Source organism: Adlercreutzia murintestinalis (assembly GCF_943192905.1).
Taxonomy (GTDB): domain Bacteria; phylum Actinomycetota; class Coriobacteriia; order Coriobacteriales; family Eggerthellaceae; genus Adlercreutzia_A; species Adlercreutzia_A murintestinalis.
This window is the reverse complement of sequence record NZ_CALPCC010000004.1, coordinates 1-13,733: the sequence shown is the minus strand read 5'-3', so window position 1 is coordinate 13,733 and position 13,733 is coordinate 1. Positions and strand designations below refer to the sequence as shown.

Here is a 13,733-nt window from a genome sequence, read left to right as displayed (position 1 = left end):
CCGCCTTAGTGTACACGAGAAACGGGTGCCGTGATAGCGCTAATCAAAGAGCAGCGGGGAACGCGTGCAGAATCGAGCGAAAACAGACGGGATCGGGCGAAGCCACGCGAGAGCTGATGAGATCGGGCAAAGCCGAGCAGGGCCGCACGAACTGCACCAGCGCCTCAGTCTCTAGCGCGGCAGCTTCGATGCGGACACCTTAGTCTCTAACGCGGCAGCTTCGATGCCGCCTCCGCATCGCAGATGACCGTGCACGCAGGGTGCAGTTGCAGCACCGATGCGGGCACCTGCGGCACGACCGGCCCGCAGAACGCCTTCGCCACGATATCGGCCTTATCCGCCCCGCTGACCACCACGAGCACCTCGCGCGCCCCCATGATGGTGCCGATGCCCATGGTGTAGGCACTGCGCGGCACATCGTCGATACTGTCGAACAGGCGGCTGTTCGCATTGATGGTGCTCTCGGTCAGCTGCACCGCATGGGTGCCCACCGGAAAGGCGTCAGCTGGCTCGTTGAAGCCGATGTGCCCGTTGTGACCCAGGCCCAACAGCTGCAAGTCGATGCCGCCGTTGTCCCAGATGGCCTGCTCGTAGCCGTTGCAGACCGCATCGGCGTCGGCATTGGCGCCGTTGGGCACATGCGTGCGCGCCTTGTCGATGTTCACATGGTCGAACAAGTTGTCATTCATGAAGTAGCGGTAGCTCTGGCGGTGCTCCGGCGCAAGACCGGCATACTCATCCAGGTTGAACGTGGTCACGTCGCTGAAATCAAGCGTGCCGTCCTTATGGTCGGCCACTAGGCAAGCATAGGTGCCGATGGGGGTGGACCCCGTGGCGAGCCCCAGCGTGCAATCGGGACACGAGCGCACCTTCGCCGCTATGGCATCCGCTGCCGCACGGCTCATCTGATCGTAGGTTTCGGTGATGATGAATTCCATGTTCGCCTCCTGCGGCATGCGGCCGCTCTCTCTCGCCTGCGCTTCCCGCCTTCGGCGTTGTACCCGGGCCTGCGCGATCAGGTCCAGAACAGGAACGTCTCCAGCACATCTTGGTATGCCCAAGGATAGATATCAGAATACCACCCCGTCTCGGGAACGAAGCACAGCAGCAGGCTGTACGCAACGCTCAGCGCCGCGAGCGCCAGCAGCGCCCGGGTCATCAGCGCGCGCGTGCGCCGATCGCCCAGCGGCATGGGAGCCGCCGTGTCGGGTGCGGGCACGAGGCGGCTTGGCAGCGGATCGTCGGCTACGTTCTCGTTCACGATGAACACGAGCAGCACCACCGCCGCCAGGAACATGAAGCTGAAATCGGCATAGTACCGCTGCAAAATACCCGCCATTTGCGCGTCCACCATGGCAATGGCCACCCCGCTGACCAGCAGGCACACGATGACGCCGCTGATGGTGCGCGTTGCGCGCTGGGCGTTGCGCAAACGCACGATGGGCGCGGCGAAGAACAGCACCCACAGCACCGGCAGGCACGCGAAGATGCCGCCGAAGGTGACCTCTTTGATGGTTTGGCCCATGTAGGTGGTTGCGAACGAGGCTGGCTGCAAGAACGGGAAGACGCCCACCATGTTCGCCGGTTGGAGGAAGTAGCTGAAGAACGCGCCGGGCAGCCGCCCCCAGACCCAGCCGCGCTGCGTCATGTCGTTCATGGTCAAGTTGTAGTTGGCGCCGAAATCGGTGAAGCCACCGAAGCGCGCGTAGTTGTACGCCATGATGCCCACGGCTACCACCACGTAGGGTAGTACGAGGCAGGCGAACTCGCGGGCGCCCGCGCGCGTGAACAGGCGGCGCTTCGTCAGATAGGTGCGCCAGAACAGCGGTATGGCCAGCAAGCTCAGCAGCAAGAACTGCGGACGGCACCCCGCCACCAGCGCCATGCACAGCGACCCCAACGCGAACATCAGGCAGCGTCGACTGCTCTCGCGCCCGCGCATCCAGAAATACAGGCCCCACACGGAAAACGCCATGGCGCACGCGATGGGCAGCGAATAGAACGTGGGGAACTTCACCAGGTACAGCACGCCGCTGCAGAAGATGATGGGTATCTGCACCAGCAGGTAGACGCCCAGGCTCACGCGCTTGAAGTGATAGCGCGCGAAGCGGTCGAGCATGGCCGAGCACCCCAGCGTGAACATGATGGCCGCCACCAGCACCCCTATGGCCGTGGGGAAGTTCGCCCCGGTCAGCAGATAGAACGGCAGGTAGAACAGGAGCACGGGGACCACGCCGAAGTACACGTAGTAGTGGCCCTCGTAGTACGCCACATCGAATAGATAGGGCTCGCCCGTTTCCTTTTGCGCCTCGTCGCGCGCGCCCTTGTCGTAGGGGTCGGCCATGTCTTGCAGCCACTGCGGCGGCTCTTCTTCCAGATAGAGCTTACCTTCGGTGAAGCTCTTCGCCAGCTCGGCGTATTGCTGGGCGTTGTCGCCGCCCACCTCGAAGGTGTTGACGATGGACTGGCCATCCCAGTCACCCTGGTTGTAGCCTGGCGTGGCCACGCCCACCAGATTGCTGCCGTAGAACAGAAGCGCGCAGATGATGGCCACTTCCACCACGTTCGCGGCGATGATGCCCGCCTTCGACCGTCGGGGGTGCTCCACGATGCGCAGGCGATACAGCACGCTCTTCGGGCGGAACATGAACGCCACCAGCAGCGCCCCGAGCGTAAGGCCAAACCGCAACCCGCTGAAGATGAACGGATGGTGCGCGTTCAAAATGATGGTGCGCAGACGCACTGGGTACTGCACGTCGTCACCCACCACTTCGATCTTGAGGTTGTTCATGAGCCCGGTGGTGTTGAGGTTGATGAACTGGCTTTGCCACGAGTTGGTGGCAACATCGACCACCGGCACGCCTTCGGAGTATTCCGTGCTGTCGAAGTACGTGAGGTGCGCCTCGTCGGTGAACTGGATCTTGATGGGCACGTTCTGGGCTGGTTGGTCGGCGGCGAAATCGAGGTAGATGTTGTGCACCTCTTTATTGAGGTTCTTGAACTCGATGGTGTTGCGCGCCTCGGTGATGCGGAAGGTTTCGTCGGGGCCTTCGTAGAGCTTGATGTGGGACCGCATGTTCAGCGGCTGGTAGCCTGCGGTGGCGAAGTAGTTGAAGTTGAAGACGAGCACCTCGAGCGCCAACGCCACGCATACCATGATGCCCACCCATTTCGCCATGTACCCGATGACGCGCCGGTAGGGCACGATCATGCGTCGGCAGAAATAGCACAGGTTTTCCCAGATAGTTGGCATGGGTTGATTATATATGCTGCGGGCGCTGCGGGAAGCGCACGGTTGGTGCGAAGGTACGAAAGAGTGAAAGTGCGCAACATCAAGAAAGGGAAGCCACTTGCGACTTCCCTCCATTCAAAACAATATGCTCAAGAAAAAGCGCTCTGCGACTCAAGCGGCGTCTTCATGCTTGTCCGCGCAAGCAATCTTACAACTCAAGCACCGCGTTCATGCCGATCTGCGCGAACGAAAGCAGCTTTACAGATCAAGCGCCTGCTTCACATCGGCGTACACGACTTCCGGATCGCGGTCGCCATCAATGGTGACCAGCAGATCGCATCCGCGATAATAGTCGATCAGCGGACTCGTGGACTTCTCGTATACATCCAAGCGGTTGCGTACCGTGGTCTCATTGTCGTCGTCGCGTTGATACATCTCGCCACCGCACTTCGGGCACGCATCACCATCAGCTGCCGTACCAATAGCACCGCAATCGCGGCACATGCGCCGACTGGTCAGACGGCCCACGATCACCTCGGGGTCCACGTCGATCAGCAACGCCGCATCCAGCGGACGTCCCAGATCGGACAGCATGGTATCCAGCGCCACCGCCTGCGTCGTCGTGCGCGGGAACCCGTCCAGGATAACGCCCTTCGCGGTGTCGGGCTGCTGGATGCGCTCGCGCATCAGGTCGATGATCAGCTCGTCAGGCACCAGATCGCCCGCGTCCATGAATGCCTTCGCCTTCATGCCCAGTTCGGTCTGATCCTTCACCGCCTGACGCAGGATGTCGCCCGTGGAGATGTGGCACAGGCCCTCCTGCTCCACCAACTTGGCAGCTTGTGTGCCCTTCCCAGCGCCGGGAGCGCCCAAAAGCACGATATTCATCCTTAATCCTTTCGATTTATAAGCGAACGATGCACAACCACACCGATCGCCATGGGATGTCCTCCAACCGATTGGACCCTGGTGGCGTGCTCACCAAGCAAGTCACGCAGCAAACGGGAACGTCCAGTGGACATTCCCGCCGAGCGAGGACTGTTCGAGCGACCGAGCATGCCAGCAGGGTCCTCCCAGATGCAGGTTGAATCCTACTTGAAGAATCCTTCGTAGTTGTGCATCTTCAACTGGCTCTCCACCTTGCTCATCGTGTCGAGCGCCACGCCGATCATGATCAGAATGGACGTACCGCCGAACGACTGGATCAGCTGGTTGTTCGTGAAGAAGAAGATGATGGTGGGCACCACCGCGATCAACGCGATGAAGATGCCACCTGGCAGCGTGATGCGCCGCAGTGTGTTTTTGATGTAGGTGACCGTGGCCGACCCCGGACGCACGCCCGGAATGAAGCCACCCTGCTTGCGCAGGTTGTCAGCCGTTTCCTCGGGATTGAACACCATGGAGGTGTAGAAGTACGAGAAGAACACGATCAGCAGCAGCGTCAGGATCCAGTTCAGCCAGCCAGTGGAGCACCAATCAGCGAACGTGGTCAGCCAACCCACGTTGAAGATGGCCGCCAGCTGTGCCGGAAGATACAGGATACAACTTGCGAAGATGATGGGGATAACGCCCGCTGCGTTCACCTTCAATGGAATGTAGGTGCTCTGGCCGCCCATCATCTTGCGCCCGGACACGCGCTTGGCGTAGTTGACCGGAATACGGCGCTGTGCGCGTTCGATGAAGATGATGACCGGAATGCACGCCAGCACCACGATGAGGATCAACACGGTCACGGCGATGCCCATACCCAGATCAGCCGTCAGGTTGATGGAGCTGAAGATGGCAGGCGGAACGCCGCTGACGATGCTGATGAAGATGATCAGCGACATGCCGTTGCCGATGCCGCGCTGCGTGATGAGCTCGCCCATCCACATGATGAATGCCGTGCCCGCCACCAGCGTGAACACGATGATGGTGGCCGTCAGCGCATAGGGCACCTGGTCGCTGAACGTGACGCCGTATGCAGGCGACTGGAACAGCAACAGATAACCGACCGCATTGATCAGGCCCAGGCCCAGCGTCAGGTAACGCGTGACCTGCGTGATCTTCTTGCGGCCCGAGTCGCCTTCCTTGGCCCAGCGGCCCACGGCCGGAATGACACCCTGCATCAGTTGCATGATGATGGATGCGGTGATGTAGGGCATGATGCCCAGCGAGAAGACGCTGAAGTTGGAAAGCGCGCCACCGGTGAACAGGTCGAGCATGCTCATGGCAACGCCGGAATCCTGATAGGCGGTGGCGAACTCGTTGAACGGAATGCCGGGGACCGGCACGTAAGCGCCAAAGCGGTACAGCGCAAGAATAGCCAGCGTGAAGAGGATCTTCTTGCGCAGTTCCGGTACTTTGAACGCGTCGATAATCGAGCTTAGCAAGGCTCTTCGACCTTTCCTCCAGCTGCTTCGATCTTGGCTTTCGCCGAAGCAGAGATCTTGTCCACCTTGACGGTGAGCGCCTTCGTGATCTCGCCGTCGCCGAGGACCTTCACCGGGTCAGTAGTGTGCTTGATGATGCCCTTGGCTTTCAGGCTGTCGGCATCCACGGTCTCGCCCGCGTCGTACTTCGCATCCAGGCGGCTCACGTTCACCGCGATGTAGTACACCTTGTTGGGATTACGAAAGCCTGGTAGCTTCGGCAGACGACGAGCCAGCGGCGTCTGGCCGCCCTCGAAACCGTTGCCCTTGCCACCACCAGCGCGGCTCTTCTGGCCGTTCATGCCACGACCGGCGGTCTTGCCTTTGCCGGATGCGGGGCCGCGGCCAACGCGCTTCTTGCGATGAGTGGAACCCTCTGCGGGCTTCAGATCTTTGATCTCCATGTTGCTCCTTTTTGTCGCGCCCTCAGGCGCTCGCTTTCACTTAAATCTCTTCTACCTCGATGAGGTGCTTGACCTTGAAGATCATGCCGCGCACGGACTCGTTATCCACGATATCGTGCGTCTTGCCGATGCGGCCCAAGCCCAGGGCACGCAGCGTGCGGTCCTGATCGTACTTGCGGCCGATCTGGCTTTTCACCTGCGTGAGGCGCAGGGTCTTCTTCGCTTCAGCCATGGCTACTTATCCTTCCTGCCGAACATCTTGTCCACCGTGGTGCCGCGGCGAGCAGCCACCGTCTCGGGGCTTTCCATGGCCTTCAGGCCTTCGGCAGCAGCCTTCACGATATTCATGGCGTTGGACGTGCCCAGGCTCTTGGTGATGACGTTCTTCACGCCAGCGAGTTCCATGATGGCGCGCACCGGGCCACCAGCCATAACGCCAGTACCAGGCACAGCTGGCTTGATCAACACGCGGCCAGCGCCGTATTCGCCGATGATCTCATGCGGCACGCTGCCCTCGTCGGTCAGGGGCACGGTGAACATGTTCTTCTTCGCGTCCTCCACGCCCTTCTTGATGGCGTTGGGCACTTCCTGCGACTTGCCAAGGCCAAGGCCGACCTTGCCCTTGCCGTCGCCCACCACGACGAGCGCCGTCAGCTGCATGCGACGGCCGCCCTTGACGGTCTTGGAGACGCGGTTGATGCTAACGACGCGCTCTTCCAGCTCGGGAACAGCGTTTTCCTGTTGTTTACGGGCCATTCGTCTCCTCCTAGAACTTAAGGCCGGCTTCGCGGGCTGCGTCAGCCAGGGCCTTAACACGCCCGTGGTACAGATTGCCACCGCGATCGAACACGACTTCCTTGACGCCCTTCTCCTGCGCCAACTTCCCGATGATGGTGCCCAGCTCGGCGGCGCCTGCCACCGTAGAAGCCTTCGCACCAGTCTTCTTGAAGTCGGCGCCCATGGTGGACGCGCCGCAAATAGTAACGCGGGCCACGTCGTCGATCACCTGAGCGTAGATGTTGTTGTTGCTGCGGGTCACGCACAGGCGCGGGCGCGCAGCGGTGCCGCTGATCTTGCCGCGAACACGGCGATGGCGGCGGGCCAGGCCGGATTGGCGCTTGAGGATGTTCTTCTGCATGTCCAGCCTCCCTTATTCCTTACCGGCTTTGCCGGCCTTGCGACGGACGTACTCGCCTTCGTAGCGAATGCCCTTGCCCTTGTACGGCTCAGGCTTGCGCCATTTGCGGATGTCGGCGGCCACCTGGCCCACCTGCTCCTTAGAGGCGCCCGATACGGTGATCTCGGTCTGCGAGGGCACCTCGAAGGTGATGCCCTCCGGCGCCTTCACCAGCACCGGATGGGAAAAGCCCAGCTGCATCTCCAGGTCGCGGCCCTTGAGCGCGGCACGGTAGCCAACGCCCACCAGCTCCAGCTTCTTGCTGTAACCCTCAGAGACGCCCACCACCATGTTGTGCAGCAAGCTGCGGGTCAGGCCCCAATAGGCGTTGGTCTGGCGCTCATCGTTGGCAGGGCTGACCAGAACCTCGTCGCCCTCCTGCTTGATGATCATGGTGGGCTGGAAGGTACGGGTGAGCTCGCCCTTCTTGCCCTTGACGGTCACCGTGGTGCCGTCGATCTTCACTTCCACCCCGGACGGTACGGGAATGGGCATCTTGCCGATACGTGACATATGCGTGTCCCCTTCCTACCAGATGTAGGCGATGACCTCGCCGCCGATGCCCTTTTTGCGAGCATCGCGATCGGTCATGACGCCGTTAGAGGTGGATATGATGGCCGTGCCCAAACCGCCCAGCACGCGGGGCAGCTCGTCTTTGCCAGCGTAGATGCGAAGACCCGGCTTGCTGATGCGCTTGATGCCGCGGATGGTCTTCTCTTTCTTCGGGCCGTACTTCAAGGTGATGGTCAGCGTGCCGCGCGGCTCGCCGTTTTCCACCTCGTAGCCGTTGATGTAGCCCTCTTCGTCCATGATGCGCGCGATCTCGACCAGCTTCTTGCTGGTGGGCATGGACACGGTGTCCTTTGCCGCAGACTGGGCGTTGCGCACGCGCGTCAACATGTCTGCTATAGGATCGGTCATTGTCATTTCAGGTTTCTCCTTTGTTCAGTGATGAGCCACAGCGCCTCGGTTCGCATGCCGCCCATAGCGGCTGCGCCTGCGGCGCGGGCACACCCTTATTGCGTCGACCGTGTCGTTTACCAGCTGGACTTGGTGACGCCGGGCAGCTTGCCTTCGTTGGCCAGTTCGCGCAAGCAGATACGGCACAGGCCGAACTTGCGATAGTAGCCGCGAGGACGACCGCAGCGCATGCAGCGATTGTGCTGACGCGTGCTGTACTTGGGCTCGCGCTTGGCCTTGGCAATCATCGATTTCTTAGCCATGCATTCCTTCTTTCTTGTGGGCCTGCCAGGCCCGGGTCGAGGTTACACGGAAGGCCCCTCAGGGCCAGCCGCTTTACTTGCTCTTGAACGGGAAACCGAGGTCGCTCATCAGCTGAAGGGCGCCCTCGTCGTTTGCCGCGCTCGTAACGAATGTGATATCCATGCCGCGCGTGTGATCGATCTTGTCGTAGTCGATCTCCGGGAAGATCAACTGCTCGGTCACGCCCATAGAGTAGTTGCCGCGCCCATCGAAGCTGGTGCGAGACATGCCGCGGAAGTCGCGGATACGCGGAATGGCGGTTGCCACCAGGCGGTCGAAGAACTCCCACATGCGGTCGCCGCGCAGGGTCACCTTGCAGCCGATCGGCTGGCCCTCGCGCAGCTTGAAGCCTGCGATGGATTTCTTGGCCTTGCAGACCATGGGCTGCTGACCGGTGATGACGCGAATGTCGTTGATGGCGCCTTCCAGCTGCTTGCTGTCCTGAGCAGCTTCGCCCACGCCCATGTTCACGACGATCTTCTTCAGGCGCGGAACGTCCATCACGTTGTCGATGTTGAGTTCCTTCTGAAGGTTCCCACGGACCTCGTCCAGGTACTTCTTCTTCAAACGGGGCATCTCTGCCATAGTCTTGCTCTCCTTCGTTTTCGCTCGGCAGGGGGTTTCCGACCTCCTGCCCTTAAAGGCATTCTTCCCAAGCGGTCGCGGGTATCGCCTTGCGCTTGGCTTCGCGCATCGAAGAATGCGACGAGGTATCACGTTCTTCTTGCGCTGCAGAATCGCGCTGCGGTGATATCCGCGACCGCTCTTCCGCAATAAGTGACTTGCTTGTTCGCCAGTACGTCAGCGTCAAGCAATTCCGGCGGCCGTCGAGGCCGACGGAACTAGTCGATATCCTTGCCGCACTTCTTGCACACGCGAATCTTCTTGCCCTCGTCGGTACGACGGCGCGCAGCACGCGTGGGTTTCTTGCAATGCGGGCACACCAGCATCACGTTGCTGACCGCCAGCGGGGCCTCTATGGTGGAGATACCGCCTTGCGGATTGGCCTGCGTGGGACGCATGGCCTTCTTCATCATATTGACCTTCTCCACCACCACGCGCTCGGTCTCGGGCACGGTGCGCAGAACCTTACCTTCTTTACCCTTGTCCTTACCGGCGAGCACGGTGACGGTGTCGCCCTTCTTGATGGGCAGCACGTTGCGCTCGTTCGTCTTCTTCGTCATCTTCAGCACCTCCTACAGCGTTTCCGGTGCCAACGACACGATCTTCATGTACTTCTTATCGCGCAGCTCGCGGGCAACCGGCCCGAAGATACGCGTACCGCGCGGCGTGCCATCGTTGTTGATCAGCACGCATGCGTTCTGGTCGAACTTGATGTAGCTGCCATCGGCGCGACGAACTTCCTTCTTCACGCGCACGATGACGCAGCGCACAACCTCGCCCTTCTTGACGGCGCCATTGGGCTGCGCTTCCTTGACGGAGCACACGATGACGTCGCCCAGGCCGGCGTAACGGCGCTTGCTGCCGCCCAGCACTTTGATGCACTGGACGCGGCGGGCACCGGAATTGTCGGCCACGTTGAGCATGGATTGCATCTGAATCATGCTATTCCTCCTACTACGGTAAGCAGTGCTCGCAAGCAGCCGCTATTTGGCCTTCTCGACGATCTTGGCGAGACGCCAGCGCTTCATCTTGGAAAGCGGGCGGGTCTCCATGATCTGAACGGTGTCGCCGTTGCCGGCTTCGTTGCCCTCGTCGTGGGCATGGTACTTTTTGGTGGTGGTGATCATCTTGCCATAGATGGGATGCGGCTTGCGCTCTTCCACGGCAACCACGATGGTCTTGTCGTTAGCGCTGCTGACCACAACGCCCTGACGCACCTTGCGTAGATTCCTGGTTTCTGACATCTATCTGCTCCTTTACGCGCTCAACTCGCGGGCACGCTGCTCGGTGAGGATGCGCGCGATGTCCTTCTTGACCTGCTTGACCCGCGCGGTGTTGTCCAGCTGGCTGGTTGCCATCTGGAAGCGCAGGTTGAACAGCTCTGCGCGGGCGTCTTTGAGCTTCTCGGTCAAGTCTTCTGCAGAAAGCTCACGGATCTCTGATGCTTTCATTTAGTCCTCCTGCTTCTGGCTCTCGCGAGTGACGATCTTGCACTTGATGGGCAGCTTCATGATGGCCAGGCGAAGCGCCTCGCGTGCGGTCTCGTCGTCCACGCCGTCGATCTCGAACATGATGCGGCCGGGCTTGACCACAGCCACCCACGCCTCGGGCGCGCCCTTGCCCTTGCCCATGCGGGTCTCAGCGGGCTTCTTGGAGATGGGCTTATCTGGGAAGATGCTGATCCACACCTTGCCGCCACGCTTCATGTGACGGGTCATGGCGATACGGGCAGCCTCTATCTGGCGGTTGGTGATCCAATGGCGCTCCAGGGCCTGAATGCCATAGCTGCCGAAGTTCAGCTTCGTGCCGCCCTTGGCGTTGCCCTTCATAGAGCCGCGCTGCACCTTGCGGTGCTTCACACGTTTAGGCATTAGCATTTATCTGCGACCTCCTTCGTTGCGACGGCCGCGGCCACCGCGACGCTCCGGACGGCTGGAGCCTTCCAGCGCCGGTTCGGGTGCCTTCTGGCCGGGCAGCACATCGCCGTGGTACACCCACACCTGCACGCCGATAGCGCCCATCTGGGTGTTCGCGGTGGCGAACCCGTAATCGATCTTAGCGCGCAGCGTTTGCAGCGGCACGCGGCCTTCGCGATACCACTCGCGACGGCTCATCTCGGCGCCACCCAGGCGGCCCGAGCACTGAATGCGGATGCCCTTGGCACCGGACTTGCGGGCAGACTGCACTGCCTTGCGCATGGCGCGACGGAAAGCCACGCGGCCCTCCAACTGCTCGGCCACGCTCTGAGCGATCAGCTCAGCGTCCAGCTCGGGGCGGCGAATCTCCACCACGTTCACGGCGACGGTGCCATTGGCGACCTTCTCCAGCTTCTTGCGCAGTGCGTCGATCTCGGCGCCCTTCTTGCCGATCACGATGCCCGGGCGAGCCGTGGTGATGGTGACGGTGATCTTGTCGCCAGCGCGCTCGATCTCGGTCTTGGAGACGGCGGCGCGGGCCAGCTGCTTATCCAGGAACTTACGGATAGCAAGATCGTTCTCCAGGGTCTCCTTGTAGTTCTTATCGGCATACCAGCGACTGCGCCAGTCCTCGGTGATGCCCAGGCGGAAACCGGTAGGGCTTACTTTCTGACCCATGCTTTAAGCCTCCTCTCGCGGTGCGACGATGATCGTGATGTGGCTGGTGCGCTTGTTGATGCGGGAAGCGCTGCCCTTGGCGCGCGGACGAATGCGCTTGAGCGTGGGGCCCTCGTCCACGAATGCCGTCTTCACGACCAGGTTGTCGGCGCGAAGGTTGTTGTTGTGCTCTGCGTTGGCCACGGCCGAGTTCAGCGTCTTCAACACCGTCTCGGCGATCGCGCGCTCGGAAAACGCCAGGATCTCGCGGGCGTTCTCGATCTGCTTGCCGCGGATCAGATCCACGACGACGCGGGCCTTGCGCGGAGACACGCGAACGTACTTGGAAACTGCTTTAACCTCCATGTGCGGCGCCTCCTATCGCTTTCCCTTGTCGGCGGAATGACCCTTGAAGGTGCGGGTGGGCGCGAATTCGCCCAGCTTGTGGCCGACCATGCTCTCAGTTACATACACGGGCACGTGCTTGCGGCCGTCGTACACCGCAATGGTGTGACCGACCATCTCCGGGAAGATGGTGCTTGCGCGGCTCCATGTTTTGATGACGTTCTTTTCGCCTGCCTCGTTCATCGCCTGGATTCGACCGAGAAGGCGCGGCTCAATGAATGGGCCTTTCTTCAGACTTCTGCTCAATTCGATCTCCTTGCTCGGTTACTTCTTGCGGCGCCTGATGATGAGGCGGCTCGAAGCCTTCTTCTTGTTGCGGGTACGGTGACCCTTCGTGGGAACGCCCCACGGGGTGACCGGGTGACGGCCGGAGGTCTTGTTCTTGCCCTCGCCGCCGCCGTGCGGGTGGTCGACCGGGTTCATGACGGTACCGCGAACGGTGGGACGGATGCCCTTCCAGCGGTTGCGGCCAGCCTTGCCGATCTTGATGTTGGAATGCTCGGCGTTGCCCACCTCGCCAATGGTTGCGCGGCAGGTCAGCAGCACGCGGCGCATCTCAGATGAGGGCATGCGCAGGATGGCGTATTTACCCTCTTTGCCCATCAGCTGGATGCTGGTACCAGCAGAGCGGGCCATGCTGGCACCTTTGCCGGGCTGTAGCTCAACGCAGTGCACCAGCGTGCCTACGGGGATGAACTCCAGCGGCAGAGCATTGCCAGGCTTGATGTCGGCCTCTTGGCCGCTCATGACCGTATCGCCCACTTTCAGGCCTTTGGGGTGGATGATGTAGCGCTTCTCGCCGTCCACATAGTGCAAAAGCGCGATGCGCGCCGAGCGGTTGGGATCGTATTCGATGGTGGCGACCTTCGCGGGTACGCCATCCTTATCGCGCTTGAAGTCGATGATGCGGTAACGGCGCTTCACTCCGCCGCCCTTGTGGCGCGTGGTGATGCGCCCGTTGTTGTTGCGACCTGCCTTGTTGGGCTTTTTCGCCAGCAGCGATTTCTCGGGCTTCGAGGTGGTAATTTCCTCGAAGTCGGAAACCGTCTGGAAGCGACGCCCGGGGCTGGTCGGCTTGTACTGCTTAACGCCCACGTTGTTCCCTTCTTCTTTGAAACGACTGCTCGCGCGCCTCTCCGCACACCAGCCGTTTCTTCCTTACGTTCCGGCAAGACCATGGCCACTTCGTCAGAGTAAGAGGCTCTGAACTGCGACGCGGCCTTACCACGCGCCCGGGTGTGTCTATACACGGACAGACGCGAATGAGTAGTGTAGCACAGAATGTTCCTTCCGAACAAAAGAAATGTCGAACGAATGGCGAATGAAGACGGTGCATGCGCAGAAGCAAGCGATGGACAAAGATGGTGCGTACGCGAAAGCAAGTGATGAATGAGTATGGTGCATACGCGGAAGCAGCTGGCAAACGAAAATGGAGGTATACCTTTATATAGGTATACCTCCATGCAGCTGTCGTCCTCATTCATATATCTCCATATATATGTAGCTGCCGCCCTCATTCGGACGCATGATCGAACGACGAGTGAACCTTGAAAGAACGGTAGAGCTGAACACCCAACGCTCAGCTCCACGCGCCCTTATGCCGCATACATCGCTTGCGCTTCGTATGCCCCTTACGACTCTTGC

At 60.8% G+C, this 13,733-nt stretch carries 21 protein-coding genes; all 21 read right to left on the bottom strand.

Annotation, left to right across the window (positions count from 1 at the left end; translation table 11 throughout):
- Positions 1-206: 206 nt before the first annotated feature.
- Positions 207-938 carry a glucosamine-6-phosphate deaminase gene (gene nagB / locus NFR19_RS01785; protein WP_251212065.1) on the bottom strand — a complete coding sequence of 244 codons (732 nt, stop codon included), beginning with the start codon at positions 936-938 and terminating at the stop codon, positions 207-209.
- Between the two features lie 77 nt (positions 939-1,015).
- On the bottom strand, positions 1,016-3,253 hold the full coding sequence (locus tag NFR19_RS01780) for a cytochrome C oxidase Cbb3 (protein WP_251212064.1): 2,238 nt from the start codon (positions 3,251-3,253) through the stop codon (positions 1,016-1,018).
- A 237-nt stretch (positions 3,254-3,490) separates the two neighbouring features.
- Positions 3,491-4,120, bottom strand: coding sequence for an adenylate kinase (locus NFR19_RS01775; protein WP_251212063.1), 630 nt, complete (start codon positions 4,118-4,120; stop codon positions 3,491-3,493).
- 203 nt (positions 4,121-4,323) lie between these two features.
- Entirely contained in the window at positions 4,324-5,604 is a 1,281-nt protein-coding gene (gene secY / locus NFR19_RS01770) for a preprotein translocase subunit SecY (RefSeq protein WP_251212062.1), read from the bottom strand.
- Positions 5,598-6,047, bottom strand: a complete 450-nt coding sequence (gene rplO / locus NFR19_RS01765) for a 50S ribosomal protein L15 (RefSeq protein ID WP_251212061.1) — start codon at positions 6,045-6,047, stop codon at positions 5,598-5,600. Before rplO ends, secY begins: the two co-directional genes overlap by 7 nt.
- A gap of 40 nt (positions 6,048-6,087) precedes the next feature.
- Positions 6,088-6,279 (bottom strand): 50S ribosomal protein L30, encoded by a 192-nt coding sequence (rpmD, locus tag NFR19_RS01760; protein WP_251212060.1) that lies wholly within the window; start codon positions 6,277-6,279, stop codon positions 6,088-6,090.
- Between the two features lie 2 nt (positions 6,280-6,281).
- The gene (gene rpsE, locus NFR19_RS01755) at positions 6,282-6,803 is read right to left on the bottom strand and encodes a 30S ribosomal protein S5 (RefSeq protein ID WP_251212059.1); all 522 of its coding nucleotides are present in this window, start codon (positions 6,801-6,803) and stop codon (positions 6,282-6,284) included.
- A gap of 10 nt (positions 6,804-6,813) precedes the next feature.
- Positions 6,814-7,185 carry a 50S ribosomal protein L18 gene (gene rplR / locus NFR19_RS01750; protein ID WP_251212058.1) on the bottom strand — a complete coding sequence of 124 codons (372 nt, stop codon included), beginning with the start codon at positions 7,183-7,185 and terminating at the stop codon, positions 6,814-6,816.
- A gap of 12 nt (positions 7,186-7,197) precedes the next feature.
- Positions 7,198-7,737, bottom strand: coding sequence for a 50S ribosomal protein L6 (gene rplF, locus NFR19_RS01745; RefSeq protein WP_251212057.1), 540 nt, complete (start codon positions 7,735-7,737; stop codon positions 7,198-7,200).
- Positions 7,738-7,752: 15 nt separating this feature from the next.
- Positions 7,753-8,151 (bottom strand): 30S ribosomal protein S8, encoded by a 399-nt coding sequence (rpsH, locus tag NFR19_RS01740; protein ID WP_251212056.1) that lies wholly within the window; start codon positions 8,149-8,151, stop codon positions 7,753-7,755.
- Positions 8,152-8,261: 110 nt separating this feature from the next.
- A complete protein-coding gene (locus tag NFR19_RS01735; RefSeq protein ID WP_251212055.1) occupies positions 8,262-8,447 on the bottom strand; it encodes a type Z 30S ribosomal protein S14 in 186 nt (61 codons plus the stop codon).
- Positions 8,448-8,520: 73 nt separating this feature from the next.
- Positions 8,521-9,072: a 50S ribosomal protein L5 gene (gene rplE / locus NFR19_RS01730; protein ID WP_432762714.1), complete on the bottom strand. Its 552-nt coding sequence runs from the start codon at positions 9,070-9,072 to the stop codon at positions 8,521-8,523.
- Positions 9,073-9,329: 257 nt separating this feature from the next.
- Complete coding sequence (gene rplX, locus NFR19_RS01725) at positions 9,330-9,671, bottom strand: 50S ribosomal protein L24 (RefSeq protein WP_432762713.1); 342 nt, start codon at positions 9,669-9,671, stop codon at positions 9,330-9,332.
- 12 nt (positions 9,672-9,683) lie between these two features.
- On the bottom strand, positions 9,684-10,052 hold the full coding sequence (gene rplN, locus NFR19_RS01720; protein WP_165062843.1) for a 50S ribosomal protein L14: 369 nt from the start codon (positions 10,050-10,052) through the stop codon (positions 9,684-9,686).
- A 42-nt stretch (positions 10,053-10,094) separates the two neighbouring features.
- Positions 10,095-10,355 carry a 30S ribosomal protein S17 gene (gene rpsQ, locus NFR19_RS01715; RefSeq protein ID WP_251212054.1) on the bottom strand — a complete coding sequence of 87 codons (261 nt, stop codon included), beginning with the start codon at positions 10,353-10,355 and terminating at the stop codon, positions 10,095-10,097.
- Positions 10,356-10,367: 12 nt separating this feature from the next.
- Positions 10,368-10,562 carry a 50S ribosomal protein L29 gene (gene rpmC / locus NFR19_RS01710; protein ID WP_251212053.1) on the bottom strand — a complete coding sequence of 65 codons (195 nt, stop codon included), beginning with the start codon at positions 10,560-10,562 and terminating at the stop codon, positions 10,368-10,370.
- Positions 10,563-10,988 (bottom strand): 50S ribosomal protein L16, encoded by a 426-nt coding sequence (gene rplP / locus NFR19_RS01705; protein ID WP_251212052.1) that lies wholly within the window; start codon positions 10,986-10,988, stop codon positions 10,563-10,565.
- Positions 10,989-11,705: a 30S ribosomal protein S3 gene (gene rpsC / locus NFR19_RS01700; RefSeq protein ID WP_251212051.1), complete on the bottom strand. Its 717-nt coding sequence runs from the start codon at positions 11,703-11,705 to the stop codon at positions 10,989-10,991.
- A 3-nt stretch (positions 11,706-11,708) separates the two neighbouring features.
- The gene (gene rplV, locus NFR19_RS01695; RefSeq protein WP_251212050.1) at positions 11,709-12,050 is read right to left on the bottom strand and encodes a 50S ribosomal protein L22; all 342 of its coding nucleotides are present in this window, start codon (positions 12,048-12,050) and stop codon (positions 11,709-11,711) included.
- Positions 12,051-12,062: 12 nt separating this feature from the next.
- The gene (gene rpsS / locus NFR19_RS01690; RefSeq protein WP_251212049.1) at positions 12,063-12,335 is read right to left on the bottom strand and encodes a 30S ribosomal protein S19; all 273 of its coding nucleotides are present in this window, start codon (positions 12,333-12,335) and stop codon (positions 12,063-12,065) included.
- Positions 12,336-12,353: 18 nt separating this feature from the next.
- Positions 12,354-13,184 carry a 50S ribosomal protein L2 gene (gene rplB, locus NFR19_RS01685; RefSeq protein ID WP_251212048.1) on the bottom strand — a complete coding sequence of 277 codons (831 nt, stop codon included), beginning with the start codon at positions 13,182-13,184 and terminating at the stop codon, positions 12,354-12,356.
- Positions 13,185-13,733: the final 549 nt, after the last annotated feature.

What these genes read in the sequence shown, in the direction of transcription:
- rplX (WP_432762713.1), bottom strand. Translation starts at nt 9,671, where the DNA reads ATGACGAAGAAGACGAACGAGCGCAACGTGCTGCCCATCAAGAAGGGC.
- rplN (WP_165062843.1), bottom strand. Translation starts at nt 10,052, where the DNA reads ATGATTCAGATGCAATCCATGCTCAACGTGGCCGACAATTCCGGTGCC.
- rplO (WP_251212061.1), bottom strand. Translation starts at nt 6,047, where the DNA reads ATGGAGATCAAAGATCTGAAGCCCGCAGAGGGTTCCACTCATCGCAAG.
- rpsE (WP_251212059.1), bottom strand. Translation starts at nt 6,803, where the DNA reads ATGGCCCGTAAACAACAGGAAAACGCTGTTCCCGAGCTGGAAGAGCGC.
- rpsQ (WP_251212054.1), bottom strand. Translation starts at nt 10,355, where the DNA reads ATGTCAGAAACCAGGAATCTACGCAAGGTGCGTCAGGGCGTTGTGGTC.
- rpsC (WP_251212051.1), bottom strand. Translation starts at nt 11,705, where the DNA reads ATGGGTCAGAAAGTAAGCCCTACCGGTTTCCGCCTGGGCATCACCGAG.
- NFR19_RS01775 (WP_251212063.1), bottom strand. Translation starts at nt 4,120, where the DNA reads ATGAATATCGTGCTTTTGGGCGCTCCCGGCGCTGGGAAGGGCACACAA.
- rpmD (WP_251212060.1), bottom strand. Translation starts at nt 6,279, where the DNA reads ATGGCTGAAGCGAAGAAGACCCTGCGCCTCACGCAGGTGAAAAGCCAG.
- rplV (WP_251212050.1), bottom strand. Translation starts at nt 12,050, where the DNA reads ATGGAGGTTAAAGCAGTTTCCAAGTACGTTCGCGTGTCTCCGCGCAAG.
- rplE (WP_432762714.1), bottom strand. Translation starts at nt 9,072, where the DNA reads ATGGCAGAGATGCCCCGTTTGAAGAAGAAGTACCTGGACGAGGTCCGT.
- NFR19_RS01735 (WP_251212055.1), bottom strand. Translation starts at nt 8,447, where the DNA reads ATGGCTAAGAAATCGATGATTGCCAAGGCCAAGCGCGAGCCCAAGTAC.
- rpsH (WP_251212056.1), bottom strand. Translation starts at nt 8,151, where the DNA reads ATGACAATGACCGATCCTATAGCAGACATGTTGACGCGCGTGCGCAAC.
- nagB (WP_251212065.1), bottom strand. Translation starts at nt 938, where the DNA reads ATGGAATTCATCATCACCGAAACCTACGATCAGATGAGCCGTGCGGCA.
- rplF (WP_251212057.1), bottom strand. Translation starts at nt 7,737, where the DNA reads ATGTCACGTATCGGCAAGATGCCCATTCCCGTACCGTCCGGGGTGGAA.
- rplP (WP_251212052.1), bottom strand. Translation starts at nt 10,988, where the DNA reads ATGCTAATGCCTAAACGTGTGAAGCACCGCAAGGTGCAGCGCGGCTCT.
- rpmC (WP_251212053.1), bottom strand. Translation starts at nt 10,562, where the DNA reads ATGAAAGCATCAGAGATCCGTGAGCTTTCTGCAGAAGACTTGACCGAG.
- NFR19_RS01780 (WP_251212064.1), bottom strand. Translation starts at nt 3,253, where the DNA reads ATGCCAACTATCTGGGAAAACCTGTGCTATTTCTGCCGACGCATGATC.
- rplR (WP_251212058.1), bottom strand. Translation starts at nt 7,185, where the DNA reads ATGCAGAAGAACATCCTCAAGCGCCAATCCGGCCTGGCCCGCCGCCAT.